The sequence below is a fragment of the Sphingomonas cellulosilytica genome (assembly GCF_052321755.1).
GTDB lineage: Bacteria > Pseudomonadota > Alphaproteobacteria > Sphingomonadales > Sphingomonadaceae > Sphingomonas.
Map to the genome: position 1 here is coordinate 1 of NZ_JBQRTT010000010.1, position 26,115 is coordinate 26,115.

The 26,115-nt window shown below is 65.6% G+C and carries 28 protein-coding genes; 8 read left to right on the forward strand and 20 right to left on the reverse strand.

The window, feature by feature from the left end:
* Window positions 1-18: 18 nt before the first annotated feature.
* The 9 genes from ACTZQ5_RS13205 to ACTZQ5_RS13245 form a co-directional block, all read right to left on the reverse strand.
* On the reverse strand, window positions 19-459 hold the full coding sequence (locus ACTZQ5_RS13205) for a DUF411 domain-containing protein (RefSeq protein ID WP_058733718.1): 441 nt from the start codon (window positions 457-459) through the stop codon (window positions 19-21).
* 58 nt (window positions 460-517) lie between these two features.
* On the reverse strand, window positions 518-874 hold the full coding sequence (locus tag ACTZQ5_RS13210) for a DUF305 domain-containing protein (protein WP_041043301.1): 357 nt from the start codon (window positions 872-874) through the stop codon (window positions 518-520).
* A gap of 93 nt (window positions 875-967) precedes the next feature.
* Window positions 968-1,570, reverse strand: a complete 603-nt coding sequence (locus ACTZQ5_RS13215) for a DUF305 domain-containing protein (RefSeq protein WP_211280110.1) — start codon at window positions 1,568-1,570, stop codon at window positions 968-970.
* A gap of 47 nt (window positions 1,571-1,617) precedes the next feature.
* On the reverse strand, window positions 1,618-2,355 hold the full coding sequence (locus ACTZQ5_RS13220) for a PepSY domain-containing protein (RefSeq protein ID WP_088368454.1): 738 nt from the start codon (window positions 2,353-2,355) through the stop codon (window positions 1,618-1,620).
* Complete coding sequence (locus tag ACTZQ5_RS13225; RefSeq protein ID WP_181401849.1) at window positions 2,346-3,515, reverse strand: copper resistance protein B; 1,170 nt, start codon at window positions 3,513-3,515, stop codon at window positions 2,346-2,348. Before ACTZQ5_RS13225 ends, ACTZQ5_RS13220 begins: the two co-directional genes overlap by 10 nt.
* Before the next feature lie 23 nt (window positions 3,516-3,538).
* Window positions 3,539-5,509, reverse strand: coding sequence for a copper resistance system multicopper oxidase (locus tag ACTZQ5_RS13230; protein ID WP_088368456.1), 1,971 nt, complete (start codon window positions 5,507-5,509; stop codon window positions 3,539-3,541).
* A gap of 67 nt (window positions 5,510-5,576) precedes the next feature.
* Window positions 5,577-6,146: an RNA polymerase sigma factor gene (locus ACTZQ5_RS13235; protein WP_088368457.1), complete on the reverse strand. Its 570-nt coding sequence runs from the start codon at window positions 6,144-6,146 to the stop codon at window positions 5,577-5,579.
* The gene (locus tag ACTZQ5_RS13240; RefSeq protein ID WP_041043253.1) at window positions 6,143-6,583 is read right to left on the reverse strand and encodes a periplasmic heavy metal sensor; all 441 of its coding nucleotides are present in this window, start codon (window positions 6,581-6,583) and stop codon (window positions 6,143-6,145) included. The genes ACTZQ5_RS13235 and ACTZQ5_RS13240 overlap by 4 nt, the downstream gene beginning before the upstream one ends.
* Window positions 6,580-6,852: a hypothetical protein gene (locus ACTZQ5_RS13245; protein WP_443585657.1), complete on the reverse strand. Its 273-nt coding sequence runs from the start codon at window positions 6,850-6,852 to the stop codon at window positions 6,580-6,582. The genes ACTZQ5_RS13240 and ACTZQ5_RS13245 overlap by 4 nt, the downstream gene beginning before the upstream one ends.
* 120 nt (window positions 6,853-6,972) lie before the next feature.
* Here ACTZQ5_RS13245 and copC point away from each other — a divergent pair, with 120 nt between their 5' ends.
* Together copC and copD are read left to right on the forward strand one after the other, a co-directional pair.
* On the forward strand, window positions 6,973-7,344 hold the full coding sequence (copC, locus tag ACTZQ5_RS13250; RefSeq protein ID WP_088368458.1) for a copper homeostasis periplasmic binding protein CopC: 372 nt from the start codon (window positions 6,973-6,975) through the stop codon (window positions 7,342-7,344).
* Between the two features lies 1 nt (window position 7,345).
* On the forward strand, window positions 7,346-8,275 hold the full coding sequence (copD, locus tag ACTZQ5_RS13255) for a copper homeostasis membrane protein CopD (protein ID WP_088368459.1): 930 nt from the start codon (window positions 7,346-7,348) through the stop codon (window positions 8,273-8,275).
* A gap of 36 nt (window positions 8,276-8,311) precedes the next feature.
* Here the strand turns inward: copD and ACTZQ5_RS13260 are convergent, their stop codons facing one another.
* The 8 genes from ACTZQ5_RS13260 to ACTZQ5_RS13295 form a co-directional block, all read right to left on the reverse strand.
* Window positions 8,312-8,647, reverse strand: coding sequence for a four-helix bundle copper-binding protein (locus ACTZQ5_RS13260; protein WP_088368488.1), 336 nt, complete (start codon window positions 8,645-8,647; stop codon window positions 8,312-8,314).
* Window positions 8,648-8,970: 323 nt separating this feature from the next.
* Window positions 8,971-9,888, reverse strand: coding sequence for a cation diffusion facilitator family transporter (locus tag ACTZQ5_RS13265; RefSeq protein ID WP_088368460.1), 918 nt, complete (start codon window positions 9,886-9,888; stop codon window positions 8,971-8,973).
* Window positions 9,885-10,493, reverse strand: a complete 609-nt coding sequence (locus ACTZQ5_RS13270) for a cation diffusion facilitator family transporter (protein WP_088368461.1) — start codon at window positions 10,491-10,493, stop codon at window positions 9,885-9,887. The genes ACTZQ5_RS13265 and ACTZQ5_RS13270 overlap by 4 nt, the downstream gene beginning before the upstream one ends.
* Window positions 10,490-13,717: an efflux RND transporter permease subunit gene (locus ACTZQ5_RS13275; protein WP_088368462.1), complete on the reverse strand. Its 3,228-nt coding sequence runs from the start codon at window positions 13,715-13,717 to the stop codon at window positions 10,490-10,492. The genes ACTZQ5_RS13270 and ACTZQ5_RS13275 overlap by 4 nt, the downstream gene beginning before the upstream one ends.
* Window positions 13,718-13,720: 3 nt before the next feature.
* Window positions 13,721-14,893 carry an efflux RND transporter periplasmic adaptor subunit gene (locus tag ACTZQ5_RS13280; RefSeq protein WP_443585658.1) on the reverse strand — a complete coding sequence of 391 codons (1,173 nt, stop codon included), beginning with the start codon at window positions 14,891-14,893 and terminating at the stop codon, window positions 13,721-13,723.
* Complete coding sequence (locus ACTZQ5_RS13285) at window positions 14,890-16,155, reverse strand: TolC family protein (protein ID WP_088368464.1); 1,266 nt, start codon at window positions 16,153-16,155, stop codon at window positions 14,890-14,892. Before ACTZQ5_RS13285 ends, ACTZQ5_RS13280 begins: the two co-directional genes overlap by 4 nt.
* Before the next feature lie 63 nt (window positions 16,156-16,218).
* Window positions 16,219-16,554: a hypothetical protein gene (locus tag ACTZQ5_RS13290; RefSeq protein ID WP_143559681.1), complete on the reverse strand. Its 336-nt coding sequence runs from the start codon at window positions 16,552-16,554 to the stop codon at window positions 16,219-16,221.
* Between the two features lie 19 nt (window positions 16,555-16,573).
* On the reverse strand, window positions 16,574-17,236 hold the full coding sequence (locus ACTZQ5_RS13295) for a cation efflux transmembrane domain-containing protein (protein WP_088368466.1): 663 nt from the start codon (window positions 17,234-17,236) through the stop codon (window positions 16,574-16,576).
* A 68-nt stretch (window positions 17,237-17,304) separates the two neighbouring features.
* Here ACTZQ5_RS13295 and ACTZQ5_RS13300 point away from each other — a divergent pair, with 68 nt between their 5' ends.
* The gene (locus ACTZQ5_RS13300; protein ID WP_219994280.1) at window positions 17,305-17,724 is read left to right on the forward strand and encodes a MerR family transcriptional regulator; all 420 of its coding nucleotides are present in this window, start codon (window positions 17,305-17,307) and stop codon (window positions 17,722-17,724) included.
* Between the two features lie 939 nt (window positions 17,725-18,663).
* Here the strand turns inward: ACTZQ5_RS13300 and traA are convergent.
* Window positions 18,664-21,504 carry a Ti-type conjugative transfer relaxase TraA gene (gene traA / locus ACTZQ5_RS13305; protein ID WP_082746203.1) on the reverse strand — a complete coding sequence of 947 codons (2,841 nt, stop codon included), beginning with the start codon at window positions 21,502-21,504 and terminating at the stop codon, window positions 18,664-18,666.
* 151 nt (window positions 21,505-21,655) lie between these two features.
* Between traA and ACTZQ5_RS13310 the strand changes: the two genes are divergently transcribed.
* Genes ACTZQ5_RS13310 through ACTZQ5_RS13330 form a run of 5 tightly spaced genes read left to right on the forward strand, consistent with a single transcriptional unit; the run spans window position 21,656 to window position 24,301 of the window.
* Window positions 21,656-21,919 carry a hypothetical protein gene (locus tag ACTZQ5_RS13310; RefSeq protein WP_146233546.1) on the forward strand — a complete coding sequence of 88 codons (264 nt, stop codon included), beginning with the start codon at window positions 21,656-21,658 and terminating at the stop codon, window positions 21,917-21,919.
* Window positions 21,912-22,241 carry a conjugal transfer protein TraD gene (locus ACTZQ5_RS13315; RefSeq protein ID WP_110150414.1) on the forward strand — a complete coding sequence of 110 codons (330 nt, stop codon included), beginning with the start codon at window positions 21,912-21,914 and terminating at the stop codon, window positions 22,239-22,241. The genes ACTZQ5_RS13310 and ACTZQ5_RS13315 overlap by 8 nt, the downstream gene beginning before the upstream one ends.
* A 13-nt stretch (window positions 22,242-22,254) precedes the next feature.
* The gene (locus tag ACTZQ5_RS13320) at window positions 22,255-22,479 is read left to right on the forward strand and encodes a conjugal transfer protein TraD (protein WP_110150411.1); all 225 of its coding nucleotides are present in this window, start codon (window positions 22,255-22,257) and stop codon (window positions 22,477-22,479) included.
* Window positions 22,476-22,760, forward strand: a complete 285-nt coding sequence (locus ACTZQ5_RS13325) for a hypothetical protein (RefSeq protein WP_110150410.1) — start codon at window positions 22,476-22,478, stop codon at window positions 22,758-22,760. The genes ACTZQ5_RS13320 and ACTZQ5_RS13325 overlap by 4 nt, the downstream gene beginning before the upstream one ends.
* Window positions 22,760-24,301, forward strand: a complete 1,542-nt coding sequence (locus ACTZQ5_RS13330) for a type IV secretory system conjugative DNA transfer family protein (RefSeq protein WP_443585659.1) — start codon at window positions 22,760-22,762, stop codon at window positions 24,299-24,301. The genes ACTZQ5_RS13325 and ACTZQ5_RS13330 overlap by 1 nt, the downstream gene beginning before the upstream one ends.
* Window positions 24,302-24,821: 520 nt before the next feature.
* Here the strand turns inward: ACTZQ5_RS13330 and ACTZQ5_RS13335 are convergent.
* On the reverse strand, window positions 24,822-25,775 hold the full coding sequence (locus ACTZQ5_RS13335; RefSeq protein WP_110150409.1) for a replication initiator protein A: 954 nt from the start codon (window positions 25,773-25,775) through the stop codon (window positions 24,822-24,824).
* A gap of 46 nt (window positions 25,776-25,821) precedes the next feature.
* The gene (locus tag ACTZQ5_RS13340; protein WP_373369182.1) at window positions 25,822-26,115 is read right to left on the reverse strand and encodes a ribbon-helix-helix domain-containing protein; all 294 of its coding nucleotides are present in this window, start codon (window positions 26,113-26,115) and stop codon (window positions 25,822-25,824) included.

Genomic DNA, 26,115 nt, shown 5'->3' on the forward strand with positions numbered 1-26,115 from the left:
CGTTCGCGCCTCCCCTTTTCAATGGCGGGCGAACACCCTGCGGCCGCTCGGCCCGAACGCGATCACGTCATAGGCCTGGGCCTTCATGCCCGGCATTTCCATGCCCGGTGAGCCCATCGGCATCCCGGCGACCGCGAGGCCGGTGACGCCCTTCGGATGCGTGGCCAAGGCGCGCTTCATGTCGGCAATCGGAACGTGCCCTTCGAAGGTCATGCCGTCGATAATGGCAGTGTGACAGGAGGCGAGGTCTTGAGGCACGCCGCGTGCCTTCATGAACGCCGGCCGGTTCGCATCGTCGACGACGCGGACGGCGCGGCCGAACTGCTCCTTCACCTGCTGCGCCCATTTCTCGCAACAGGGGCAACCCGGGTCGCGATGCATCAGGACGGGACCCGCGGCGAGAGCCCCCGCAGGGGTAGCGCACGCCAGCGCGGCGGCGAGAAGGCGAAAGCGATCCATATCTGAGTTCCCGGGTGGCCATCCCCCGCACGGTGACGGGGGGAGGGACGATAGTCGATTACTGGGCGCTCTTGCCATGCGCCCGCAGCCAGGCGTTCAACTCGCCGATCTCGCGGGTCTGCTCTGCGATCGTCTTGGTGGCCATCTGGCGAACCTTGGGGTCCTTGGTCTCGCGAAGCACGATACGCGACATGGCGATGCCGCCACGGTGGTGCTCGACCATCTTGCGGACCCACGTCTCGGTGGCATCGGCACCCATCGCCGACATCATCTTCTGATGCATGTCCATCTCGGCCTGCGGGTACGGGTTCGCCGGCGTCGGCCGCATCATCTGCCCATGGTTCATGCCGGAATGGTCCATGCCCTGCATCTGGGCGACCGCGGGAGCCGCGCCGAGGGCGGTCGCGACGGCCATAATCATCATTTTCTTCATCGTGTCGCTCCTGCGTCAAAACCCCCGCTCAACAGGGATACGGGCTCAAACCGATTAGCCCTCAAGCGATGTTGCTCAGCGGATCGGCTGAAGCGTGTTGACGCCGACGCTCTCGTCGGTTTCGGGGGGCGGGGGAGGCACCTGCTTGTCGCGATAGGAGGGGAGGTCGGGCGCATTGTCGGGCGTGGGGTGCGCCTCGAGCCGGGCGATGTAGCGCTTCATCTGCGCGATCTCGCGGACCTGAGCATCAATGATCCCGTCCGCCAGCTTGCGTACCTCGGGGTCTTTGATGTGCGCGCGCTCGCTGGTCATGATCGCGATTGAGTGATGCGGGATCATCGCCTTCATATAAGCAACGTCTCCGACCGTCTCCTGGCTACGGACGAGCCACAAGGCGCCGGCGAATACCGCGATCGAGGCTGCCACGATGCCGAGATTGGCCCGCCGGTCGGGGTACATGCCCCACATGAAGCCGATCATGATGAGCGCCATGGTGGCGCCCATGACGATCGCCATCCACGTCCGGGTCTGGCTGTATTCGACATGGCTCAGTGCGTAGGTGTTAAGGTACATGAGCCCGAACATCACGACCGTCGACGTCGCGATCATCGCGGCGAAGCGCCCGTAGCTCATCCCCATATTGCCGCCCTGTTTGGAGCTGGGGTCGTCGTGGTTCATCATGCGCTCTCCTGTGCGGCCCCACCCACACGAGGATACGCGGCTCTCTAGCGGACCCCTTGAGCTTTTCTGCGCCGTCGGCGGGGCCAACGCATGAAGAGCAGGATCGCGCCGGCAACGGCGAACACGAGCCCGCCCGCTGCAAAGGCGTTGAGCCATGGCGTGTTGAACCGTTCGTGCTCGGTCCAATCCATGATGTGGAGACCCCAGAAGAAGTCATAGAGCCGCCACGTGCCGGTTCGCACCGATGTCAGCCGCCCCGTTTCAGCCGCGACGTAAATGCGGGTCCCGTCGGCATCGGGGAAAGAAGCACGCCAGGCGGGGAGGGCGCCGCGGTACTCGGTGCTCGGGCGCTCGATCCGTTCAACGACCGGCGCCGAACCGGCATCGCCGCGATACGCCTGCCTCGCGATCAGCGCTGCAGCGGCGCCATCGACCGGGGCCAGAGGCTTCGCGGTCCGGGCGTCCAGCAAGCGCACCTTGCCGTCGCCGAGTTGGGCTTCGACGATTGGCCGACCCAGCAGCATCCGGTGCTGAAGCTGACGCACCGGCGCCCCTGCCGATGCGAGAAGGGCAGGGACGGGCGCGAAGTCCTGGGTGGCAATCAGGGCCGGTTCGACGTTCCGATCGATCCGGTGATCGCCATGCACCGTGTCGATCGGCAGCAAGCTCATGACTAGCCCGCTTGTGAACCAGACGATCGCCTGCGCTCCGATCAGGAGCGCAAGCCAGCGGTGAACCTTGCTTGCCCCAACATGGAGGCGGAGCCGCGGGCTCAGAACCAGGTCCTCACGCCCGCGACGAAGCTAAAGCCGCCCGTTTTGTCACCGCGTGCGCGAGTGAAGCGCGCGGTGTCCCCGAACTGCCGCTCCCAGGACACGCCGATGTAGGGCGCGAACTCGCGCCGGCCCTCGTAGCGAAGCCGAAGCCCGGCCTCGAGGTCCGTGAGCCCGGAGCCGGTGCCGGTTTCGGGCACGTCCTGCGCGGAGAAATTGGCCTCCACCCTAGGCTGGAGCACGAACCAGTTGGTGATGCGCTGGTCGTAATAGCCCTCCGCACGGCCAAGCACGTCGCCCTTGTCGGAGAGGAACAATGCGCCCTCCACCTCGAACCAACCGGGGGCCAGCCCCTCGATCCCTACCGTCGCGTAGGTGCGCGAGGGGTTGGGCTTGAAGTCGTAGCGAACGCCCGCCTGAAGGTTCCAGTATGGATCGAGCGCGCGGCTGTAGAGCGCCTGCACCTCGGCCTGTTCGAGCGGCTTGCCGAACGTGCCTTCGCCCTCGCTCTTTAGCGTAAAGCGATTGATGTCGCCCCCGATCCAGGCCTCGCCATCCCAGCGATAGCCGTCGCCACCCTTGCGAGCCTGATATTCGGCGAGATTGAAGAGGATCTGATAGACGGTCATTCCGCCATGCTCGCGGCGTAGATCGTTCTCGCGCGAGCTGGCCATGGCGTCCGCGCCCCAGAAACGATCGGCGAGGTGGTCCCCGGCCGGAGCGGGAGCGGGCTTGTTGCCGGGGGGAAGGTCGGTTCCGACCTTGGCAGCGGGCTGATCGCCGGGCATCGCCATGCCCGGCATCGTGCTCATGTCGTGGCCGGCATGTGGGTCCTGGCCCGCATCTGTCGATGCTGCCATGCCCGGCATAGCGGACATATCGTGCCCGGCGTGCGGGTTCTGGGTGGGCTGCTGACCGCTCATATCCATTCGCTGCATTCCGCTCATGTCATGCCCGGCATGAGGGTCGGCAGCCTGCGTCTTCGCCGGTTGCGCGCGCCGCGGCGCGGTGCGTCGGACGGGGGCCTTACGCTTAGTCGCGGACTTGGCCGCGGCTTTCGCCTTCGGCTTGGCGGCCGGCTTTGCCGGCATCGTCATGCCCGGCATGTTGTGCATGGAATGGTCCATGGTCTGCGCCAATGCGGGTGTCGCAAGGGCGAGCGGCGCCATACCGGCGAGGAGGAGCGCCCGGATCACGCCGTGGCCTCCCCGGCCTTGCGGACCTGGACGACACGCATCATGCCCGCGTGCATGTGGTAGAGCATGTGGCAGTGGAAGGCCCAGTCGCCTTCCTCGCCGGTCACGTCCCAGCTCACCGTGCCTCCCGGCTGCACCAGCACCGTATGCTTTCGGGGCGCGTAGGCGCCCTTGCCGGTCACCAGGTCGAAGAAGTGGCCATGGATGTGGATCGGATGTCCCATCATCGTGTCGTTGATGAGCGTCACCCGTACGCGCTCGCCGTGAAGCAGCGTGATCGGATCGGGGTTCTCCGACAGCTTTTCGCCGTCGAAGCCCCACATGTAGCGCTCCATGTTGCCGGTGAGGTGGAGCTTGATCTCCCGCTCCGGTGCGCGTGTGTCCGGGTTGCGGTCGAGCGCCATCAGGTCGCGATAGGTGAGAACGCGGTGCCCGACATTCTCCAGCCCCTGCCCGGGATCTCCGGTGCGATCGACCGGCATCGGCGAGATGGTCTGCACGCCCGGTCCCTTCTTCACCTCAGGGGCATTGCTGAAATCGCGCATGGAATGGCTCATGCCGCCCATGTCCATCCCGCCCATCTGATCGCCGTTCATCGCCGGCATCGTGCCGGAGCCATGGTCCATACCGGCCATGGCGCCGCCCTGAGCCTGGCCGTGGTCCATGCCTGCCATGCCGCCTGCCGCGGTGCCGGCCGCGCCGTGGTTCATTTGGGAATGATCCATACCCGGCATCGCGCCGGTGCCCGCGCCATGCCCCATCGCAGCATGGTCCATGCCGGACATCGATCCCGCGGCGCCGCCCATAGCACCATGATTCATAGCGCCGTGGTCCATCGTGCCATGATCCATGCCGCCCATGCCCATGTCCTTCATGGTCGCGAGCGGGCGCTTGCGGAGCGGGGGCACCTCGGCCGCCATCCCCTCACGCGGGGCGAGCGTCGCGCGGGCCATGCCGGAGCGATCGACGCTCTCACCGACCAGCGTATAGGCGCGCAGGTCGGGCGGGGTGACGATCGCGTCGTAGGTCTCGGCCGGGCCGAACTGGAACTCGTCGATCTCAACCGGGCGCACGTTCAAGCCGTCGGCCGCGACGATCGTCATCGGCAGGCCCGGAATGCGGACGTTGAAGGTGGTCATCGACGAGGCGTTGATGAAGCGCAGCCGTACCCGCTCGCCGGGCCGGAACAGCGCGGTCCAATTGTCCTTGGGGCCGTAGCCGTTGACCAGGTAAGTGTAGACCGACCCCGTGACGTCGGCGACGTCGGCGGGATCCATCCGCATCTTGCCCCACTCCAACCGCTCTTTCAGCGACTGATCCTTGCCGGCGAGAAGCCCGGCCAGGGTCTGGCGCTGGCGGTTGAAGTAGCCCGACTCCTTCTTCAGCCGATCAAAGAGGTAGTGCGGGTGATGGAAGCTGTGGTCGGACAGCACGATCACATGCTCGCGATCGAACTGCACGGGATCGGGATTCTTCGGATCGATCAGGATCGGGCCGTAGTGTCCCTCCTGCTCCTGAAGCCCGGAATGGCTGTGATACCAGTAGGTCCCGCTTTGGATGATCGGGAACTCGTAGGTGAAGGTCGAGCGCGCCGGAATGCCGGGGAAGGCGATCCCCGGCACCCCGTCCATCTGAAAGGGCAGCAGCAGCCCATGCCAGTGGATCGAGGTTTCCTCGTCGAGCTCGTTGACGACGTGGAGGCGGACGTTCTGTCCCTCGCGCAAGCGGATGAGCGGCGCGGGCACGGTGCCGTTGATGCCGATGGCGTGGCTCTGCCGCCCGTCGATCATCATCATCTGATGCGCGACCTTGAGCGTGATGTCCTCGCCCGACACCGTGGGCAACGGCTTGGCGATGCCGGCGGAGACGGGCTGTGCCCATGCCGGCATATAGGCCGACAAGGCGAGGCCGCCTCCTGCCAGACTGGCACCGCGCAGCACCTGGCGGCGGTCGAGAACGCGCGACATGCAAGCTCCTAAGAATGGGGCCGTGAAAGGGCCGTCGCTTCTTCTACGCGGCCGATCCGTCCAGCCCTCAGCGGTTCCCGAGTTTTTCGAGCAGCCGCGCCCGCGCGCGATACAGGCGGGTTTCGACCGCCTTCTGGCTGATCCCCAGCACCTCGGCCGTCTCGGCCTGGCTCAGGCCTTCGATCGTCCGAAGTACCAAAGGCTCCTTCAGGTTCGCGGGCAAGGTCGAGATGGCGCGGGTCACACGATCGAGTTCCTGCCGATCGCCGGCTGCGTCGTCGATCGGCACCTGTTCGTCGACGATGCTCTGGACCTGTTCGTCGTTCGGCAGCGCGAACGACAGAAACCGGCGCACGGCACGCTTGCGCGCCCAATCGCGGCATTTGTTGACGGCGATGGTCGTGAGCCACGCCTGCATCGAGCGGTTGGGATCGTAGCGCGACAAGGCCTGATGTGCGGCCACGAACGCTTCCTGGGTCACGTCCAGCGCGTCGTCGGCATCGCCGAGGAATGCGCGCGAAAGCCGGAACATCGGCTGCCGATAGCGTCGCACGATCTCGGCGAAAGCGGCTTGTCGGCCGGCGATGCTGAGCGTCGCCAGTTCGCCATCCGACAACGCGGTCCAATCGAGGCTCACCCCTGGCCGTCGGTGAGCGCCTTCACCACCGCGTCATCGAATTGAGAGGTCTGATCGGGCCGGAGGAGCTGACGCATGGCGAAGATGTGCGCCAGCGTCGCCTTCTGCAGCTCGCCCATCGCGGCATGGCTTTGGTCGACCGCAGCGGCCACCCGCGGACCATTGCCATGCTCGGCCTCGATCGCCTCGGCAAGGCGGGCATTGGCGGCACGCATCTCCAGCTCGAGGGCGCGGCGTTGCACCGCGAACCGGTCTTCGAGCACCTTCAATCGGGCCTGCTGGTCGCCATCAAGCGCGAGCTTATGATGCAGCACCTCGTGAAGCGCCGCACCGGGTTGCTTGGGCTGCGGCAGCAGTGCGCGCCCGATAAAGACACCGCCGATCGCTGCCAGGAAGGCGAGCAAGGCGCACAGGACAACCCGCTTGGTCGAGGTCATGGCTCGCCGATCAGCAACGCGGAAGGGGCAAGGGGGGAGGCTCCGCCGAGCGGCGCGAGCGAGACAACAGGGCTTGCCGTCGCGGGCAGCTCGGCACCGACGATCCCGATAACGAGCGCCGCGGCGGTTATCACACCGATCCCGAGCCCGGCTCCGCGCACGGCGGGGCGGCTGCCGATTCGTCTGAGGACTTGGTCCTCGATACCCTCCAAAGCGGCCGGGGCGGGTGCGCCCGCTAGTCGCGCCAATGCTCTGTCTAGATCGTCCATGCTTTCCACTCCGCCCCTCTATCATCGGATACGCATCGCTGCCCATCATCCCTCAACCGCCGGTGAGGGGTCGGGCAGCGCGCCGCGTAGAAGGGTGCACGAACCTCGTCGGAGTACCCCATGCGTAGTCTCGCCCTTCCTGCCGCCCTCACTCTCCTGAGCCTCGCCAGTGCGGCGCAGGCTCACCCGAAGCTCGTTGTGGCCTCACCCGCGCCCAACGCGACCGTTGCCAAGCCCGCGCGTGTCGCTTTGCAGTTCAGCGAGAAGCTGATGCCGAAATTCTCCGGTGCGGACTTGATGATGACGGGCCATGGCGGCACCACGCACCCACCGATGAAGGTTGCAACCACCACCCAGGTTGCACCCGATGGCCGAACGCTGGTCGTGGTGCCCAAGTCGCCGCTCGGCGCGGGCCGCTACAGCGTCGCATGGCACGTCGTCTCGGCCGACACGCATCGGGTGTCGGGCAACTTCGCCTTCGCGGTGAAGTAAGGTGGATGCCGACTGGCCGCTGATCGGGGTCCGCTTCGCGCTTTATGCGACGTTGAGCGGGCTGTTCGGCCTGTCGGCGTTCAGCCTCTACGGGCTCAAGGCCGGGGAGCGCGCAGACGCACTCGCCTTGCGCCCCTGGCTGGTGGGGACCGGGCTGCTCGGCCTTCTGTTTTCAGGCATTGCGCTCGTCCTGCTCGCCGCGGCAATAGCTGGAGCGCCGCCGTGGCCGATCGATCGGGAAGCGATCGGAATGCTGATCACCGGCTCCGCGACGGGCACGGCGTGGAAAGCGCGCATGGTCGCGCTGATTGTGGCCGTGATCGCCGCGCTGATCGCGGCAGGACGTACCGCGCCGCTCGGCATGGTGGCGCTCGCGGCGGGCATTGCGCTCGCGACGCTCGCCTGGACAGGCCATGGCGCGATGGATGAGGGCGCGACGGGCTGGATCCATCTGCTGGCCGATATTCTGCACCTGTTGGCGGCCGGAGCCTGGGTCGGTGCACTGCTCGGGTTGACGCTGCTCGTGGTGCGGCCGGCAGTTCGCGTCGACGTCGCCCATCTCAGACTGACCCACCGGGCGCTGCACGGCTTCGGTCTGGTCGGCACGCTCGTGGTCGGCACGATCGTTGTGACGGGCCTGGTTAATGGCTGGCTGCTGGTCGGTGCCGGCAATTTACCGAGACTTCTGACCACCCTTTACGGCCAGCTCCTCCTCGCCAAGCTGGTACTGTTTGGCGCGATGCTCGGGCTGGCCTCCCTCAATCGTTTCCGGCTGACGCCGGCTTTCGAGCGCTCGATTGCCGCGGGCGATCATCGGGCCGCGCTTGGTGCTCTGCGGCGCAGCCTTGCGATCGAGGCGAGCTGTGCCGTCACGATCCTGGCGCTGGTCGCCTGGCTGGGGATGCTCGAGCCCCCCGCAACGGCGATGTGAGGAGCGGGCGGCCGATCGCCACCCGCCCGTCACCGATCAGGCGGCCATCTTCTCGCATGCGTCGGCACAACGCTCGCACGCGGCGACGCACTCTTCCATGCCGTCGAGCCCCCGGCAGCTCTCCGCGCAAGCCCGGCAGATCTGAGCGCAGATGCCGCATACGAGCTTATGCTGGTCGGACCCGCGGGCCATGAAGTCGAGTGAGGTGCCGCAAATCTGCGCGCAGTCGAGCATGATCTTGATGTGGTCGGGCGCGGCATGTGCGCCGCCCACCTGAAGGCAATGCTGCGTGGTCATCGAAAGGCAGGTGACGTGACAGTGGTGACAGGCGTCCATGCAAGCCTGCATCTCGGCGCTCATATGATCGTGCATCGGTGATCTCCACGTGAGCCCCCACTCATGGAGGAGTACGTGCGGCGCCGGCTCGTCCCTCAGCCGGATGCCTTCATTCGTCACCTTTAGCCTGATCCTTCATCGGCTTCGGCGCAGGCCCCCGCTTCACTGTTTCACGCCAGGGCCGCGTAGGAGACGGAAGGGCGACCCGCAGCGCAGCCGCCCTCCCCCGAACGCCATCCATCGTTCTATCCATCTCCCTCGCGATCGTCGCCAATGGCTGTTTCGCGGCGATCCGCTGGCGAAGCTCTGCGTCGGCTTCTTCCGTCCAGCGCCGCGGCTTTCTCATGGCCACCGCGCGTTCACGGGTGCAGGTGTCCGGTGTCCTCGCACGGCTCGGCCGCTGCCTCGGTCTGGATCGTACAATGCTCGATCCCAAACCGGCTATCGAGCATGTCCGCGACCCTCTTCCTGACCGCATCGGCATCGGCACCTTCGGCAAGCGTGACGTGTGCGGTGCAGTTGATGTCGTCCGAGGCCATCGACCAGACATGGAGGTCGTGGACGCCAGCCACGCCGGACAGGCCGGCGATGCCGGCACGCAACTCGGGCAGCTTGATCCCTCCAGGAACGCCCTCGAGCAACACGTTGGTCGTGTCCCGGAGCAGCACCCATGTTCGGGGCAGCACCCATAAGCCGATCCCGACCGCCACGATTGGATCGACCCACGTCCATCCGGTAAACCGGATGGCCAGCGCCCCGGCGATCACGCCCACCGAGCCGATCATGTCGGCCCATACCTCGAGGTAGGCGCCCTTGACGTTCATACTCGCGTCCTTGCCCGACGTGAGCAGCTTCATCGATATGAGGTTCACCACCAGGCCGATCGCGGCGACGATCATCATCCCGGTCGACTGGACCGCCTCGGGCTGGCGGAAGCGCTGCACCGCCTCCACCAGCACGTAGATCGCCACACCGAAGAGCAGCAGGGCGTTGAAAGCAGCGGCCAGGATCTCGAACCGCTTATAGCCGAACGTCCGCTTGTCGTCGGCCGGCTTCTGTCCGAACCGGATCGCGAGCAGCGCAATCACCAGTGCTGCCACGTCTGTCAGCATATGCGCTGCGTCAGATAGAAGCGCGAGGCTGTTGAAGACGAACGCACCAACAACCTCGGCAACCAGATAGGCGGTCGTGAGCGCCAGCGCCCAGCTCAGCATCTGGGCATTCGCGCCAGCGGTGTGGTCGTGGGCATGCCCCCCATGGTCATGGCCTGCGCTCATTGATTGGCTCCTTTCGTGCCCGCGTCCGAGCGAGCGTCTCGCAGGATTTCGAGGCCGCCTTTCACCGCGATAGCGGCAACAGCGACGCCGACGATAAGGTCAGGCCAGTTCTGGCCCGTCCAAACGACGATCGCGCCGGCTAGAATGATGCCCCCATTGGACACGAAGTCGTTGAGGCTGAAGGTTGTCGCAGCGCGCATATTTACATCGGGCTCGCGCAATCGCTTCAACAGCCACAAGCAAAGCCCGTTAACGACCGCCGCGATGATCGCCATCCCGATCATAGTGGGGCCGAGCGGCTCGCTTCCCGAGAAATAGCGCCGCCCGGCATCGAGCAGCACACCCGCGGCAAAGAGCAGCAGCAGGATGCCCGATGTCACCGCGGCCCCCCGCTTCCACGCCTGTGAGCGCGAGAGGGCAAGCAAGCTGATGATGTAGACGATGCCATCGGAGGCGTTGTCCAAGCCGTTTGCGATCAGGGCGCTGGAATCCGCCATGACGCCGGACACCCCGAAGCCTGCCGCCAGGCCCAGATTGAGCAACAGGACTATCCAAAGCGTCCGGCGCTTCTCGGCCGTGTCGAGGTCGAAGCTCTCTTCGCTCATGCCGGCACCTTCTCGTCAGGAGCGGCAGTTTGCCGATCGCTTTCCGGGACCGGCAGCTCTCGGCTACCGAAACGGGCATAGAGCGTCGGCAGCACGAACAATGTGAGCAGCGTCGCGGATATGAGGCCGCCAATAACCACGGTTGCGAGCGGTTTTTGCACCTCGGCGCCCGCTCCATGTCCCAGCGCCATCGGTACGAAACCGAGTGAAGCCACAAGCGCAGTCATCGCGACAGGCCTGAGCCGGGCCAGCGCGCCTCGATGCGCCGCAGCCGCGCGATCCATGCCGTCGCGCATCAGGTCATGGATGGACGTCACCATGACCAACCCGTTGAGAACTGCGATGCCGGATAGCGCAATGAAGCCGACGGCCGCGGAAATGGAGAAGGGCATCCCGCGCAGCACAAGCGCGAGCACCCCTCCCACCAGCGCCAGAGGGACGCCGGTGAACACAATCAGCGCATCCCGAACGGAGCCGAGCGCCCCGTAGAGCAGCAGCATGATGACCACGAAACAGATCGGCACCACGATAGCGAGCCGGTCCCGAGCGGACGCAAGGTTCTCGAACTGGCCTCCCCATTCGAGGTACGTCCCTGCCGGCAGCTTCACCTGAGCGTCGATTGCCGCCCGGGCATCGGCAACGACGCCCGCCACGTCGCGGTCACGGACGTTCGCCTGCACCACCACGCGCCGCTTTCCGTTCTCCCGGCTGATCTGGTTGGGACCATCGACGACAGCGATATCGGCGACGGTCGACAGCGGTACGAAGCCACCACCGGCAGTCGGTACCGGCACCTGAGCGACCGCCGTGAGGTCCGAGCGCGAGCTTTCGGCCATTCGGATCATGACGGGGAAGCGGCGATCCCCCTCAAAGATCATGCCGGCCTGCCGGCCACCGATGGCTGCGGCAACCGTGTCTTGCACGTCGCCGGCGGTTACGCCGACGCGCGACATGGCGGTGCGGTTCGGCCGGATGTCGAGCATCGGCAGGCCCTCGGTCTGTTCGACCCGCACGTCTGCGGCACCCCGGGTCCGGCGAAGGATACCGGCGATCCGGTCCGCGGTCGCATTCATCTCGCCAAAATCGTCGCCGAACACCTTGATGGCGATGTCGCCGCGCACGCCCGCGATCAGCTCGTTGAACCGCATCTGGATCGGCTGGGTGATCTCGTAGGCGTTGCCGGGGAGGGTGGAGAGACGCTTCTCCAGACGCTCCACAAGCTCTTCCTTGGAGAGACCTGGATCGGGCCACTGCGCCTTCGGCTTCAGGATAACGAAGGTGTCCGTGGCGTTCGCTGGCATCGGGTCCGATGCGATCTCGGAGGTGCCCGTGCGCGAGAAGGCGAAGCGGACCTCCGGCACCTTGGCCAATGCCTTCTCGACCTGGAACTGCATCGCCTGGCTTTGGTCGACCGACGTGCCCGGAATCCGCACGGCCTGGACGAGGATATTGCCCTCGTCGAGCTGCGGCAGGAACTCCTGCCCCAAGGTGGTGAAGGCGACACCGGCGAGCGCCAAAGCGCCGATCGCAATGCCGATGGTGAGCGTCGGGCGACGCATCGCCCCATCGAGCCCCGGCTCGTAGCGCTGTCGAAGGAACGTCACGGCCCGGCTTTCCTTCTCCTCCACCCGCTTGCTGAGCCAAATGGCGATCGCCGCGGGTACAAAGGTCAGCGACAGGATGAAGGCGAACACGAGTGCGATGATGACGGTGAGCGCCATTGGCTCGAACATCTTCCCCTCGACACCGGTGAAGGTCAGCAAGGGCGCATAGACCAGGATGATGATCGCCTGCCCGTAAACGGACGGACGGATCATCTCGCGGGCGGACGCGGCGACCAGCCCGAGCCGCTGTTCCATCGTCAGCTCGCCGTCCCGGCCATGCTGGGCTTCGGCAAGGCGCCGCAATGCGTTCTCGACGATGATGACGGCACCGTCCACGATCAGGCCGAAGTCGAGCGCGCCGAGGCTCATCAGATTGGCCGAAACGCCCGCCTCCAACATGCCGATGCTGGTGAGCAGCATCGTGATCGGGATGACGAGAGCCGCGATCAGCGCCGCCCGGAAGTTGCCGAGCAAGGCGAACAGGACGACGATGACCAACAGCGCGCCTTCGGCGAGATTGCGGGCGACCGTCGATATGGTGGAGTTCACCAGCTCGGTGCGGTTCATCACCGGTTTCACGACAACGTCGACCGGCAGCGAGCGGCCGATCTGGGTCAGCCGTTCGGCGACCCCGGTCGAGACGGTACGGCTGTTCTCGCCGATCCGCATGACGGCGGTCCCGACGACCACCTCATGGCCGTTTTCGGACGCGGAGCCCATGCGCAGAGCCTGGCCGGTCCGAACGGTTGCGATCTGGTTGAGCAGGATCGGCACACCCTCGCGGGTGGCGACGACGGTTCGGGCAAGCTCGTCGGCGTTGCGCACGCGCCCGTCGGAGCGGACAGAGAGCCCTTCGCCGTTACGGTTGACGACACCGGCGCCGGCGCTGGTGTTGTTCCGCTCCAGCGCCGTGGTGAGATCCTGCAGCGTCAGCCGCATTGCGGCCATGCGCTGCACGTCGGGGACGACGAGATATTCCTTGGTGTACCCGCCAAGGGAGTCGACCCCCGCCAGTCCCTCCGTGCTCTTGAGCTGCGGCGTGACGATCCAGTCCTGGACAGTGCGCAGGTAGGTGGCCTTGTCGGCCTCGCTGACGAGGTGATCGCCTTCCGGCGTGATGTAGCTGCCGTCGCGTTGCAGACCGGGCTCACCGTTGCGGTGATGGACCTGATCCAGTTCACGGTACTCGACCGTCCACATGAAGATGTCGCCGAGCCCGGTCGCGATCGGCCCCATTTCAGGGTTTACGCCCTCGGGAAGGTCTTCCTCCGCAGTCCGCAGCCGCTCCGCCACCTGCTGACGGGCGAAGTAGATATCGGTCTTCTCGGTGAAGACGGCCGTGACCTGGGCGAAGCCGTTGCGGCTGAGTGAACGGGTATATTCGAGGCCAGGGATGCCGGCGAGCGCGGTTTCGACCGTGAACGCGACCTGTTTCTCGATCTGGTCGGGGGAAAGGGCAGGGGCGACGACGTTGATTTGCACCTGGTTATTGGTGATGTCGGGAACGGCGTCGATCGGGAGTTGGCGCAACGCGCCTATCCCGAGCAGCGCAGCGGCGACGGTGAGAAGCAGGACTAGCCAACGCTTCTCGACGGAGAGGGTGACGATGCGACCGATCATGGTTCAGTCCTCGTCCCCGCCGTCGCCCTTGCCGAGTTCGGCTTTGAGCGTGAAGCTGTTGGTGGAGGCGATCCGCTCCGAACCGGTTAGCCCGGACGTCACGACGACCTGGCCGCCGTTGGTGCGGCCCAATGTCACCGGGGTCGCCCGGAACCCCGTCGGGGTCCGCACAAAGACGAACGACTTGTCCTCGATCATCTGGACCGCGGCCGACGGCACGGCGACTGTACGGTCGCCGGTTGCCGGCACCAGGATGGAAACATTGACCGTCTCGCCAACGCGCCAGGTGCTGCCGCCATTGTCGAGGGTGACGATCACCGGCACCAAGCGCGTCGTCTCGTCCAGTATGGGCGAGACGAACGTGACGCGTCCTTCCTGACGGCGCCCCGCCGCTGTTACCTCGACGCGGGCACCAGGCTTCACCCGGCCCGCATCAGTGGGCACCAGCGAGGTCGCAACCGTGACCTTGGAAAGGTTGGCGACCCGGAAAAGCTCGGCGTCGGCTGCAACGGTCTGCCCGAGCGTAGCCGAGCGCGCGATGACCTGACCGGCGATTGGTGAGCGCACTGCGATGCGGTTGAGCGCACCGCCCCCGCTGCCGGTCGCGGACAATTGCTGCTGCGCCAGGCGAAGCGCGATGCTGGCTTCGGTCGCGGCGGTCCGCGCCGCGACAAGATCCTGTTCCGGCGAGACGCGCTCGGCGAACAGGCGCTGCTCACGACGAAGGTTCGTTTGCGCGAGGGCGGCACGCGCGCGAGCGGCCTCCACCTCTGCTTTGAGCGACGCCGCTTCGCGGCTCTCGATAACGGCGAGCGGATCGCCGCGACCGACAGGCTGGCCGAGATTGCGGGTCAGCGAGACGAGCCGCCCGCCCACCGATGCCGATACCACCTGCACGCCTTGCGGATCGCCTTCGATCGTTGCCGAAAGCTCGATCGCACCAGCTTCCCCGCCGACCGTTGGCCGCGTGACCTCGATCCCGGCGTCCGCGATCTGCTGCGCGGAGAGGATGACGGCATGCTTTGGACCTTCCTTGGCCTCGCTGGCCTCGGCACCTTCGGCCTTCTCGGCTCCGGCCTTCTCCCCGGCTTCACCGCCGCTGCCGGTCCCGCCGCATCCCGCAAGGATGAGGGCCAGCGTCACGGGCGCCAGCGCCCGCATGATGTTCTTCGTCATTGATTGTTTTCCTCAGGAGAGGGCGCGGCGGCAACGAGCCGTTCCAGGCGTGCCTTTGCGTCATGATAAGTGGCGAGCGCGTCGATCGCGGCGGTGCGCGTCTCGGACAGGGTCCGCTCGGCATCGAGCAAGTCGAGCTGGCCGAACTTGCCCTCGCGGTAGCCGATCCGGGCAATGCGCGCAGCCTCGGCAGCCGACGCCAGCACCGGACCGCTCGCATTGCGTGCGGACGTGGCGGCGTTGGCCACCTCCGCCTGGGCGTTCGCGATGTCCTGCGCCGCGTCCAGCTCGGCGGCACGCCGCAGGGCCTGCGCCTGGTCGCTCTGCGCGCGCGCCTGGGCGATGGCGGCTTTGCCGTTGTTGAAGACGGGAAATGGGATGGAGACCCCGAACACCGCGGCGACGTCGTTGGTAGCCTCGAGCCGTCGTGCGCTGGCGCTCAACGTCACATCGGGAATGCGCTGCGATCGGGCGAGCCGGACCTGTGCCTCGGCCGTCGTCGCGTCGGCACGGGCGGCCGCCAGTGCCAGCGTACCACCGGGTTCGATCGGCCGTGCCGGTCCAAAGCCCTCAACACGATCATACCATGCGAGGTCGAGCGGCCCGGTCACGGGCTGGCCGATCCGACGAGCGAGATTGTCCCGCGCCACCTCGGCAAGCCGCTGGGCACGTTCCACGGCCGTCTCTGCATTGATACGCAGCACATCGGCACGCTGCTGTTCGAGCGGTGATGCACGCCCCGCCTGCACGCGGACACCGGCTGCGCGGAGCGCCTCCCGGGCGATGCCGGCCTGTTCGCGGGCTGTGACGAGGCGGCGTTCGGCCGCTGCTGCCTGAATGTAGAGCTGCGTGACGGCGAGCCGGAGATCGGCCTCGGCCAGCGCCGTGCCGATCCGTGCCCGGTTGCCGATCGCCTCGGCGACCGCGATCCGCGCCGACCTTTTGCCGCCCAACTCGATCGGAAGTGCCAGGCCAGCGGTCGTCTCCGCACTGCGCAGGCCCCGATACTGGCCGCTGCCGGCGATGTTTTCGGTCTCGGCAACGATCGAGGGGTTGGGGCGATAGCCGGCGACGGTCCGGCCGGCCTCGGCCGCCCTGACCCCTGCTGTGGCGGCTTCGAGACTGGGCGCGGTTGCGCCGGCGAGCGCCAGCGCCCGCTCAAGCGTGAGCGGGGGACTGGGCGATGCCGGCTCGGATGATTGCGCGTGCGCGATCGACGCGCACGACGCCACGGCCAATAAGGCCGCGATGAAACGGGACATGGTGACGAACTCCTGACGAACTTGGATTGCCGCGCGGGAAGCTCCCGGCGGATTAGGCGCTTGTCAGGCTTGGGGAGGTCGCAGAGCTGGGTCCGAAGGCACCGGTGCCATCGGGGCGTGGTTCCACGCTGGAGGAGCGACAGAGAGCCCGGTCACTGAGGCAACGAGCTTGGCCTCGAACGGAACCCCGATATGATGGCCATGGCAACCGCCATGATGGTGCGGATAGGCCTTATCGGCATCAGCCGGCACCTGGTCGGCGTCGCCGTCACTATGTTCGAGCGAGCTGGCAGCGGTGGTATCGACGCAGCCCACCGCCTCGGTCGCATGCGCGACCGATCCCAGCCCAAGCGACAGCACGAGCATGAGACAGAGGAACAAGGCGGAAAGCCGATGCATCGGCCTTCGCCTTAGCAGCTTAGCGAACGCCATGTAACGGCTGCCTGTAAGTGGAAGGGGCAGGCGTGGAAGCGTATCGCAGTTCGGCCCGCGCCTGTCGCATGATCTGGAATCCGCCCGACAGACCGAGCACGGCCATCAACGCGGCCACCACTAGATCGGGCCACGCGCTGTTCAGACCGAAGACGCCGCCTGCAGCCAGCACCACGGCGATATTGCCGATCGCATCGTTGCGCGAGCAGATCCACACCGAACGCATGTTCGCGTCACCGCTCCGGAAGCGGTACAACATCACCGCGACCACGACATTCGCGATCAGCGCCGCAATCCCCACAACGCCCATGACCTCGGCATGGGGCACAGCGCCGTGGAGCGCGCCCCACCCCGCCGCGAGCAGGACATAGAGCCCAAGCAGGGCAAGCGTCGCTCCCTTCAGCATCGCCGCACGCGCGCGCCAGGCTATCGCCATCCCAGCGACACCCAGGCTGATCGCGTAATTGGCAGCGTCACCGAAGAAGTCGAGCGCGTCGGCCTGGAGCGCCTTCGACCCGCCCGTGATCCCCGCGACGATCTCGATCGCGAACATGCCGCCATTGATCGCGAGCGCGATCCACAACGCGCGCCGCCACTTCGGGTCATTGAGGGTGCCCGCCTTGTCGGACGCGCAGCTCGTGCAGGCCATTTCGCCACCTCGATAGAATCGATCTGGCAGCCTATATGCACCCTCTAGTCGCTAGAGGGTCAAGCGCTGTGTCTGATAAACTGACGATCGGGAAGCTGGCTTCGGCGACGGGCACAAAGGTCGAGACGATCCGCTATTACGAGCAGATCGGCTTGCTGGCGGCGCCAGCGCGGTCGGCCGGAAATTACCGGACCTACGAGGGCGAGCATCTGCGGCGCCTGTCCTTCATCCGTAGAGCGCGCGATCTCGGCTTCTCGATCGACCAGGTCCGGGAGTTGATGGGGCTCGCCGATCGACGCGAACAATCCTGTATGGCCGTGGACGTGATCGCCAACCAACATCGTGATGCCATCACGCGAAAGATCGCTGACCTGACGGCGCTCGCGAGCGAGCTGGATGCGCTGATCGACTCCTGTAGCCGCAACACTGTGGCCGAGTGCAGGATCATCGAAGCCTTGGGTCCGAGCGCGGAGGCCCGCTCACACTGAGCGTTTCTAACGGGCGACGCTGGGCTCATGCGCCGATCGAGGCGCGCCGGTCTAAATCAGGGTGCGTGTCGACCCGACTTAGTGTGCCACGTGGCACACCTCCTGTGCAGGAGCGCTGGTCTAAGAAGGCCGTCCCTTGATGCCGAAGGCAACAGCGGGGACGGCCATGTTGCCTTCAACATAGCGCGTCTTCTGCGGCTTTTGAAGAAACAGTTCGCTTACAAAACCGAGGACCGCCTTGAAAGGCGGTCCCGGTGCTAGTTCCCTGATCGGGAAACGGACAATCCGTTGGATGCCGCATGTACCGATTTGATAGGGGTCGCTCTCTGTTGGGACAAGGCTCCTCAAAGGGCCGAATGCGCCACGTGGCACACCAACGGTCATCGAAAGCACGAAAATCGTGAGATGGGCGCTCTCAACGCACGCTAACTCAGCCTGAAAATCGTCAATCTTCGTGCTTTCGATGACCGTTTCCAGCTTCGGTCCTCAAAAGCACGAACGCCTCGCGAGACGCCATAGGCGGCAAGGCGCTACCTCCTGAGCGGCCCGATGTAATTCGTGCTTTTGAGGACCTGAGCAAAGGTGCCGCGCCTGATTTCGTGTCCTTGCGCAACAGCCCGGACCTTGTATCATCGAGAAGCGAAAGCCGATCACGACCAGAGCCCACCAAGCTGCTACTTGGTGGGCTCAAATCATGAAGGCTTGCTACCCGATGATGCCGCCAACGATTCCGATCAGCGTCCGAAATCCCGTAACGGGTCGATCGGTGGTCGTTCGAGGTGCTGGTGCGCTACGCGGCCGATTGATGCTCAGGGATGGTTTGGACCTCACCCGGCCGATCGCCGCGCAAGTTCTTAGGCCCGGTTGCTAACAGTGAGATAGCCAACCTGAAGCTGGCACCCCTCGCAACGGTCGTGGCTAGTAGGCACGCAAGATGGACTATCGCCCACGGCCCCGACCATCACCACTCCGATCCTTGTCTCGCTGTTTGATCCGCTCGCGTTCCTGCTCTTGCTGGCGGACACGCTCGGCGCGGCGCTCGCGCATGACTGCTTCGTAGAGCTTGTTGAGGTGAGGATGCGCGCGCTCAACCCTGGCACGCGCCAGCTCATCGCCGCGGTGACGCCGCTGCCCGGTCACGGGACCGAGATACTCCTTGATCTGACCTAGTCGCTTCGCGAGCTGCGTGGATCGCTGCTGCAACCCGCGCGCGGCCTTCTCCCAACTCGCGCGTGCTGCCTCGTAGGACGGACGCCGCAAGGTTGCCATCAGTCCTTTGGGCGGCAGCGGCTGCTTACGAGCATGATCACCTCTCACCGCCTCATGTCGCCGGTACATTCCATCCGCCCGCACCTGCGCGCGTTGCGCGCGTGCCTGTACGTCCGCCAGCTCGCGTCCGTGTTCGGCCGCCCAGCTCCGCACCACTCCTTCGCGGGTCGGGCGCTGGTCGCCCTGCGGACTTGCCGTCGACCTTTGATACCGCTCCCCTGCCCCACCACGCGTCTTGTCGACCATCGGACGCGCGAGTTCCGGCAACCGGATCTCGCGCCGGTCGGCAAAGGCCCGGGCATGATCCTGGTGACTACGCTCGGGACCATAGTCGCCGGCCATATCCTTTGCCCGATCGCGAGATAGCAAGAGGGCGAGACGGCCTTGATCGGCGAAGTCATCCCGACCATAATGGAGGTGCACGCGGTCGCGGTGACGCGTCATGCCGACATAGCTGCTGTGACGATCCATGCCCGGTGTTGCGAGCGCATGGGCGTCATCTACCGACACGCCCTGCGACTTGCCGAACGTAGCTGCATAGCCGTGATCGAATGCCGCATAAGCCTTCGCGTCGAATTGAACCTGACGCCCACCGTCCAGACGCACCGTCATGCTCCCAGGATCGGCTCGCTCGATAGTGCCTAGCGTGCCGTTCTTGACCCCCAGCGACCGCTCGTTCCGAAGGAACATCAAGCGGTCGCCCGCCGCGAAGTCGCGGGTGCCCCGGTCTGTCGTGAACGCCACGTCCTCGCCAAGTTCGCCACCAGCTCGAAGCCGGCCGCGCGCTTCCTCGTTCAGCTCGCGCACCTCGGCATTGGTATGGGTAAGGATGATCCGTGAACGGTCGGGATCGGCCTGGCGTTGACGATCCCACCCCTCCACCAGCTCGGCCCGCGCCGCCTCGCGCGTGTCGGCGGCATGGACCATGCCATGCGCGGCATAGGCATTCAGCGCCTCGGCCGTCCGTCCCGTGGCGAGCGCCCGCGTTGCTTCCTTCTGCCAGTCCTCCCGCTGCCGGCGAATCTCGGTAATCTCGGCCGCGCCGTGCCGCTCGGTGATCGACCGGAACGCTGCGCCCGCCTCGATCGCCTGAAGCTGCTCGGGGTCGCCCACCAGCACCACCTTGGCCCCGGCGTCACGGGCATGGGACATCACCCGCTCCATTTGGCGCGTGCCGATCATGCCCGCCTCGTCGACCACCAGCACGTCCTTGGGCCCGAGCTGGTCGCGTCCCTGCGCCCAGCCATGCTCAAGGCTGGCGATGGTGCGGGAGGTGATGCCGGAGCCGCCCTCCAGGTTCTCGGCCGCGATTCCCGACAGCGCCGCGCCGCGCACCTGGTAGCCCTCGCGCTCCCACGCCTCGCGCGCGACGCCCAGCATCGCGGACTTGCCGGTCCCGGCATAGCCCACGACCGACGCCAGACCGTCACGGCCGGTGATATGATCGAAGGCGTCGCGCTGCTCGTCGGACAGCGTGAGACCCCGCGCCTCGGCCGCCTCCAGCGCCCCGGCTCGCTGCCGGTGGGACACGCCATGATCTTGGCGCCGCGCCAGCTCGTCGCTGGCCTTCTCCAGCCGCGCCTCGGTCGCGATCATGTCACGGGAGGTGAACCGCTCCTGGTCACGCCCGTCCCTGCCCAGCGCCACCAGCTCGGGGCTGGCGCGAACCGCCGCCATCACTTGGTCGAACTGCTCCTTGCCGTCCGAATGCCGGAACGCGAATGCGGCCAGGTCGCGGGTAGTGAACGTCGCCTGCTGCCGGGTGATGCCGTCGAGCGCGATGCGCGGATCGGCCGCGATCTTCTCGCCGTTCTCGCGCGCGATCCGCCGGTGATCGTCAGCACGCTCGGCATCCTCGCCGCGGTCGAGCCGGCGCATGCCGGCCGGGCCGATCTTATGCTGCGGCTCCAGCTCGATGCCGCGGTCGGCATGGCTGCGATGATCGATCCGCGCCTCAAGCCCCAGCTCGGCCATGCGCTCGTTGACGTGGGCCGCCCATGCCTCGCGCCAGCCTTGCAATAGCTCTCCGCTGTTCCAGTCGCGGTTCTTCTGACCAAAGCCGTCCGGCCCCACGTCGCGCATCGACAGCATGACATGCGCGTGCGGCTTCGGACTGCCGTCCCTCGCCTTGTCCCAATGCACGTTGAGGTCCGCGACCATCCCGCGCTTCACGAACTGCTCGGCGACGAAATCGCGGGTGAGCGCGACGCCCTGCTTTTCATTCATCTCACGCGGGATCGAGAACTCCACCTCGCGGGCGAGCTGAGCATCCTTGCGCTTCTCCCCTGCCTCCACTTCGTTCCAGAGCACGGTGCGGTCGTTTAAACGCTCCGGTGCACCCTGCGGCAACATCACCTCGGAGTGGATGACGCCGGCCTTGTTCGAGAAGTTGTGATTCCGCCCAAGCCGCTCGTCATGTAACTCGGAGGCAGAGCGATAGGCGGCGGATGCGACGGCGCTGGAGCCGTTTGCACGACTGATAATTTTGGCGCTGAAATGATAGATCGCCATTGCGTCCAGTACCATGCACTTTGGAGCGCACGTCGGCAACGACGTATAAGCGCGCACTCACGATCTGCTACGCATCTCCTGACTGACTTCTTCTGCTTTTGGCTTGCGCTCCCCGTCTGCTCTGCCAAACTGCCTGAACAAGGAGAGCATGATGAGCCGTGCCTACGAGGAAGCGATGGAGCGACGCCGCGATGCGTATGTCGCTCAAGCGCTCGGGATCAGCGTCGACACGCTTGATGACTACCCCTTTGATCTGGACGAGAATGCCAGCGACGATGGCGTGGTCTACGGTTGGCGCATTCTGTGGAACGGGGAAGCTCCGCCCGGCGTCGATGCAAACGGAACATCGGGGCTGCTGTGGTCGGATATTCCTGCCGCGCCGGATGAACCCGATGAGGATGATCGCGATGCGTAGGGTGCGCGATTACGATGCGGAGCTGAAGGCACTCGGCGACAAGGCCAAAGCGCTCAAGGCGAAGCGGATCGAACAGCTCGGGACGCTGGTCACCGCAACGGGTGCTGACGCTCTCGATGCTGAAACACTCGCGGGCGTGCTGCTCGACGCGATCGGATCAAAGGATGCGAGCGCGAAGGAGGCATGGCGCGCGAAGGGCGCTGCCTTCTTTCAACGGCGCGGGCGCAAGGGTGGCGGCGCTGCTGCAATCGACGGATCGGGCGCTGCGACTGAACCGCGCGGCGACGCTGCGGACGGAAGCGGGGCAACGGCGAACGGATAGCAGGGGCTGGGTCGTGCAACGCCGCGAGCGCACCCGCCACCTGATCGAGCTGGGTGGCCTCGTCCAGAAGGCCGGGCTGGTCGATCTGGCCGACGACGATCGCGCGACGATCTACGGTGCGCTGCTGGAGTTGGTCGGCAAGGCCAGGAGCGAGGCTGGCGACACGCTGGCATTGTGGAAGCGCCGCGGCAGGCGGGCGTTCGACGCGGAAGAAGCTGACCGGGAGACGGGCGAATGATAACGATCGACCTCGACACGCTGCGAAGCGAAGTCCGCGCGCTCGACTATGTGCGCGGCAGCCCGGCCGAGGACACGATGTGGCGCGAGGACGACGAGGACGCCCGCGCCAACCTCGCGATCGAAGGCATGGCGCTGACGCCTGAGGATGACGCACTGTTCGACATGATGCGCGACGAACGGGTGCCCCCTGCCCTCGCCACCCAAATCCTTCTCAGACTGCTCGGCCATCCCGATGCCGATCCCGCGCTGGCGATCACTCCCGCCGGCGCGAGCCACTGATGCCGGCGCGGATCGGCCCGCTCTGGGCGCTGCTGATCGGCTTCATCGTCCTGATGGCGAGCAATAGCTGGCTCAAAGGCATTTTCGGTGTTGGCGAAATCGCGACCGATGTGCCGTTCCTGCTCACCGGCCTGGTCCTGTTCGGCATCTGGAAGTTCAATCGTCGTGGGCGCGCCCGCAACACGCTGATGGGTTCGGCCCGCTTCGGCGATGGGCGCGACCTGGCGAAGCTGGAAGGCTCGGGCGATCTCGTCATTGGACGGTCGGGCCGTAACAACAAGCTGCTTCGCTATGACGGTCCGGCCCATCTGCTGACGATGGCCCCCACCCGCTCGGGCAAGGGTGTCGGCACGATCATCCCTAACCTGCTGCTTCTCGACCGCTCGGTGATCTGCATCGACCCCAAGGGCGAGAATGCCCGCGTCACGGCCCGCACACGGGCCAGGAAGGGCGATGTGTGGTGTCTGGACCCCTTCGGCGTCTCCGGGCGTCCTGCGGCCCGCTATAACCCCCTGGCGTGGCTCGACGCCGCCAGCCCGGACCTCGCGGAAGATGCACAGACGATCGCCGACGCGCTGGTCCACGACGCGCCGGGACAGTCGGGCGAGGCGCATTGGAACGAGGAAGCCAAGGCGCTGATCGCCGGCATCATCCTACACACCGTCATCCACGAGCTCCCTGCCCTCGCCACGCTGGCGACGGTTCGCGACAAGCTCACTCGCGATCCCGCCGGCTTCGCCGCGCTGCTCACCGACATGCAGGCCAGCGCCGGCGCGCACGGCCTGATCGCGCGTGCCGCCAACCGCCAACTCGGCAAGTCCGATCGCGAGGCGGCCGGCGTGCTGTCGTCCGCCCAGCGGCACACCCACTTTCTCGACAGCCCGCGCATCGTGGACAGCACGTCGGCATCCGACTTCCGGTTCGCGGACCTGAAAGAGCGGCCGGGCACCGTATTCCTGTGCCTGCCGCCCGATCGGCTCGATACCTATGCGCGCTGGCTGCGGCTGCTAGTAAGCCAGGCGGTCACCGACATGGCACGCTCCCCTGCCCGGCCGGAACGCCCGGTCCTGTTCATGCTCGATGAGTTCGCCGCGCTTGGCCGCCTCGATCCTGTAGAGCGCGCGATGGGCTTGATGGCGGGTTACGGGATGCAGCTCTGGCCGATCCTTCAGGACATGCACCAGCTCAAGGCGACCTACGGCGAGCGCGCGGGCACGTTCATGTCGAATGCCGGCGTGATCCAGACGTTCGGGGTCAACGACCTTGCCACCGCCGACATGCTGTCGCGCACGATCGGCGACACCACCATCGAATATGAGACGTTCGGCACGTCAGGCCCGGCGAGCATCTTCAGCGACGGTACCCGTTCGGAAAGCGCCAGCGGCCACGTCGCGGCCCGCCGATTGGCGACGCCCGATGAAATCATGCGGATGAATTCCGATGATCACCTGCTGCTGCGGCAGGGGCAGCATCCGCTCGTCGTCGGTAAAATCCGTTACTATGCGGAGCGCGAGTTCGCCGGGCTCTATGATCCGACATGATCCCACACACCGGAAAACCAGACGATAGGCGTCGGGATAGCGCCCCTCCCGCCCCTCAATCTGCGCGACGCTGACAGTCACACACCGCCGAATCGGCTTGGCTTTTCCCGGAAAGCCTGCGGCCGATAGGCCGCCTCTGTGACGGCGTTAGCCGGCACGCATTAAAGGTGCATTGGCCTGTAGGCCAATTCCGCATGCCCTTCTTTCGTTGGTTGAGCGGTGTGTCGCGGTTAAATGATTCTGTTAAATAGGAATCGTTAAGAAGGTTAAGGCTCAAAAATGAGCCAAAAAAGCGAGGACTTCTGCGGCTTTCCAGATAGGTCCGGTGTGTGATCCCACGTGATTCGGTGTGTGATCCCACGATAGCTCGGTGTGTGATCCCACGATGCTTGGGTGTGTGATCCCACGATAATCAATTGGCTATTGGCACCGCGATTACTGTCAATTCCGCACTCCTACCGTTCCCTCCGAGACGGTTCGGATCGTGCCCTGCTCACGACGGTGTGTGAAACCACGATAGTCAGCGTCCGCCGGCGAGCCTATCCATAAGGTCGTCCACCTCGGTCGCGCGGCGGCGATCGGCGTCGAAGCGATGCCGCCGTTCCTGTTCGGCCTCCAACCTGGCTGTCAACGCCAACGCCTCTGCCTCCCCCCGAAGACGGAACAGCACAGCAGGGCTACCATCTATCGTCGTCGTCAGCTCCATCGCATAATCGGGGAGTTGGTCGGCCTCCACCACCTTACGGAGCATCCGGTTGAACTCCTTAGGCTTGCTGTCGCTGCCGGTCTTGTCGCGCAGCACCTCCACCCGGCATGTCCACCCGCCCTTCTGGTTACCGGCGTGTTTGCGCGCGATCCGGTACAGGGCGCGTTCCAATCCGCCAGTGAGCAGGAAGTAGTCCTGGTGCATGGTGAGAAGCGATCTCTCTCCCATGATGCCCTCATAGACCCAATCGGACAGGGTAATGGTCATGCCCCGGGGCTGGTCCGTCTCAGGGTCCACCTCCAGCGTCCATTTGTCGAGCCAGTTGAAGCCGGCCTTGGTACGCCGCTTCGGAGCGCGGATCGAAGTGGATATGGAGGTCGTCTGGAGCCGTTGCAGCGCCGCTTGCAATTCCTGATAGGCTCGGCCGCTGGTATCGCGCTTGATCGCTCGAAGCAGGTCGTAGGATGTGGTTTTGAGGGTCCGAGGAAGGTCGTTTACTCCCTGCTCCCGCATCCGATTAAGAGTGGAGGCTGCCCATATGAGGATGTCGGCATCCCAGATGGTCGCCATGCCGTAGGCCGGGATCGCCTCGATCTTCACCCACGTCTCGCCGTCCGGGCTGCTGTACTCGATCGGCTTCACTCGCTTACGCTTCTGGAGCGAGAAGAACGGTCGTTCCATAGTCTCCCGCTGATCCTTGAGCGGAAGATCGCCCATCAACGGGATGAAAAGGTCGAACTCGGGGTTAGGGTTTTGACGTTTGGTCACTTAGCATCAATCCTGCCGTTCTGCATTTATGCAGGTGTGCACATTATCAAGAACGACCGAACTGCTTATCGGCCTCATACTTCGCGACTAGCTCACTGATCGCTTCGGCAAGAAGGTCCTGGTGGCTGCGCCTGGTTCTCGCCGCCAGCACCCTGAAGGCTTCGGCCGTGGGATCGGCCGGATCAAAGTAGGCTCCTAGGTGGTACTTGCCAGGTCGCTTGCCGCTTGATCGCGTTGCGTTCACCGGCGGTGCCGAGGGAGCGGACACATTCTCCTGCTCGGCCTCGGGACGCGATTGGGGTGTCATCGCTGGGGCTAGCAAGGAAGTCCGCTTTGCCAT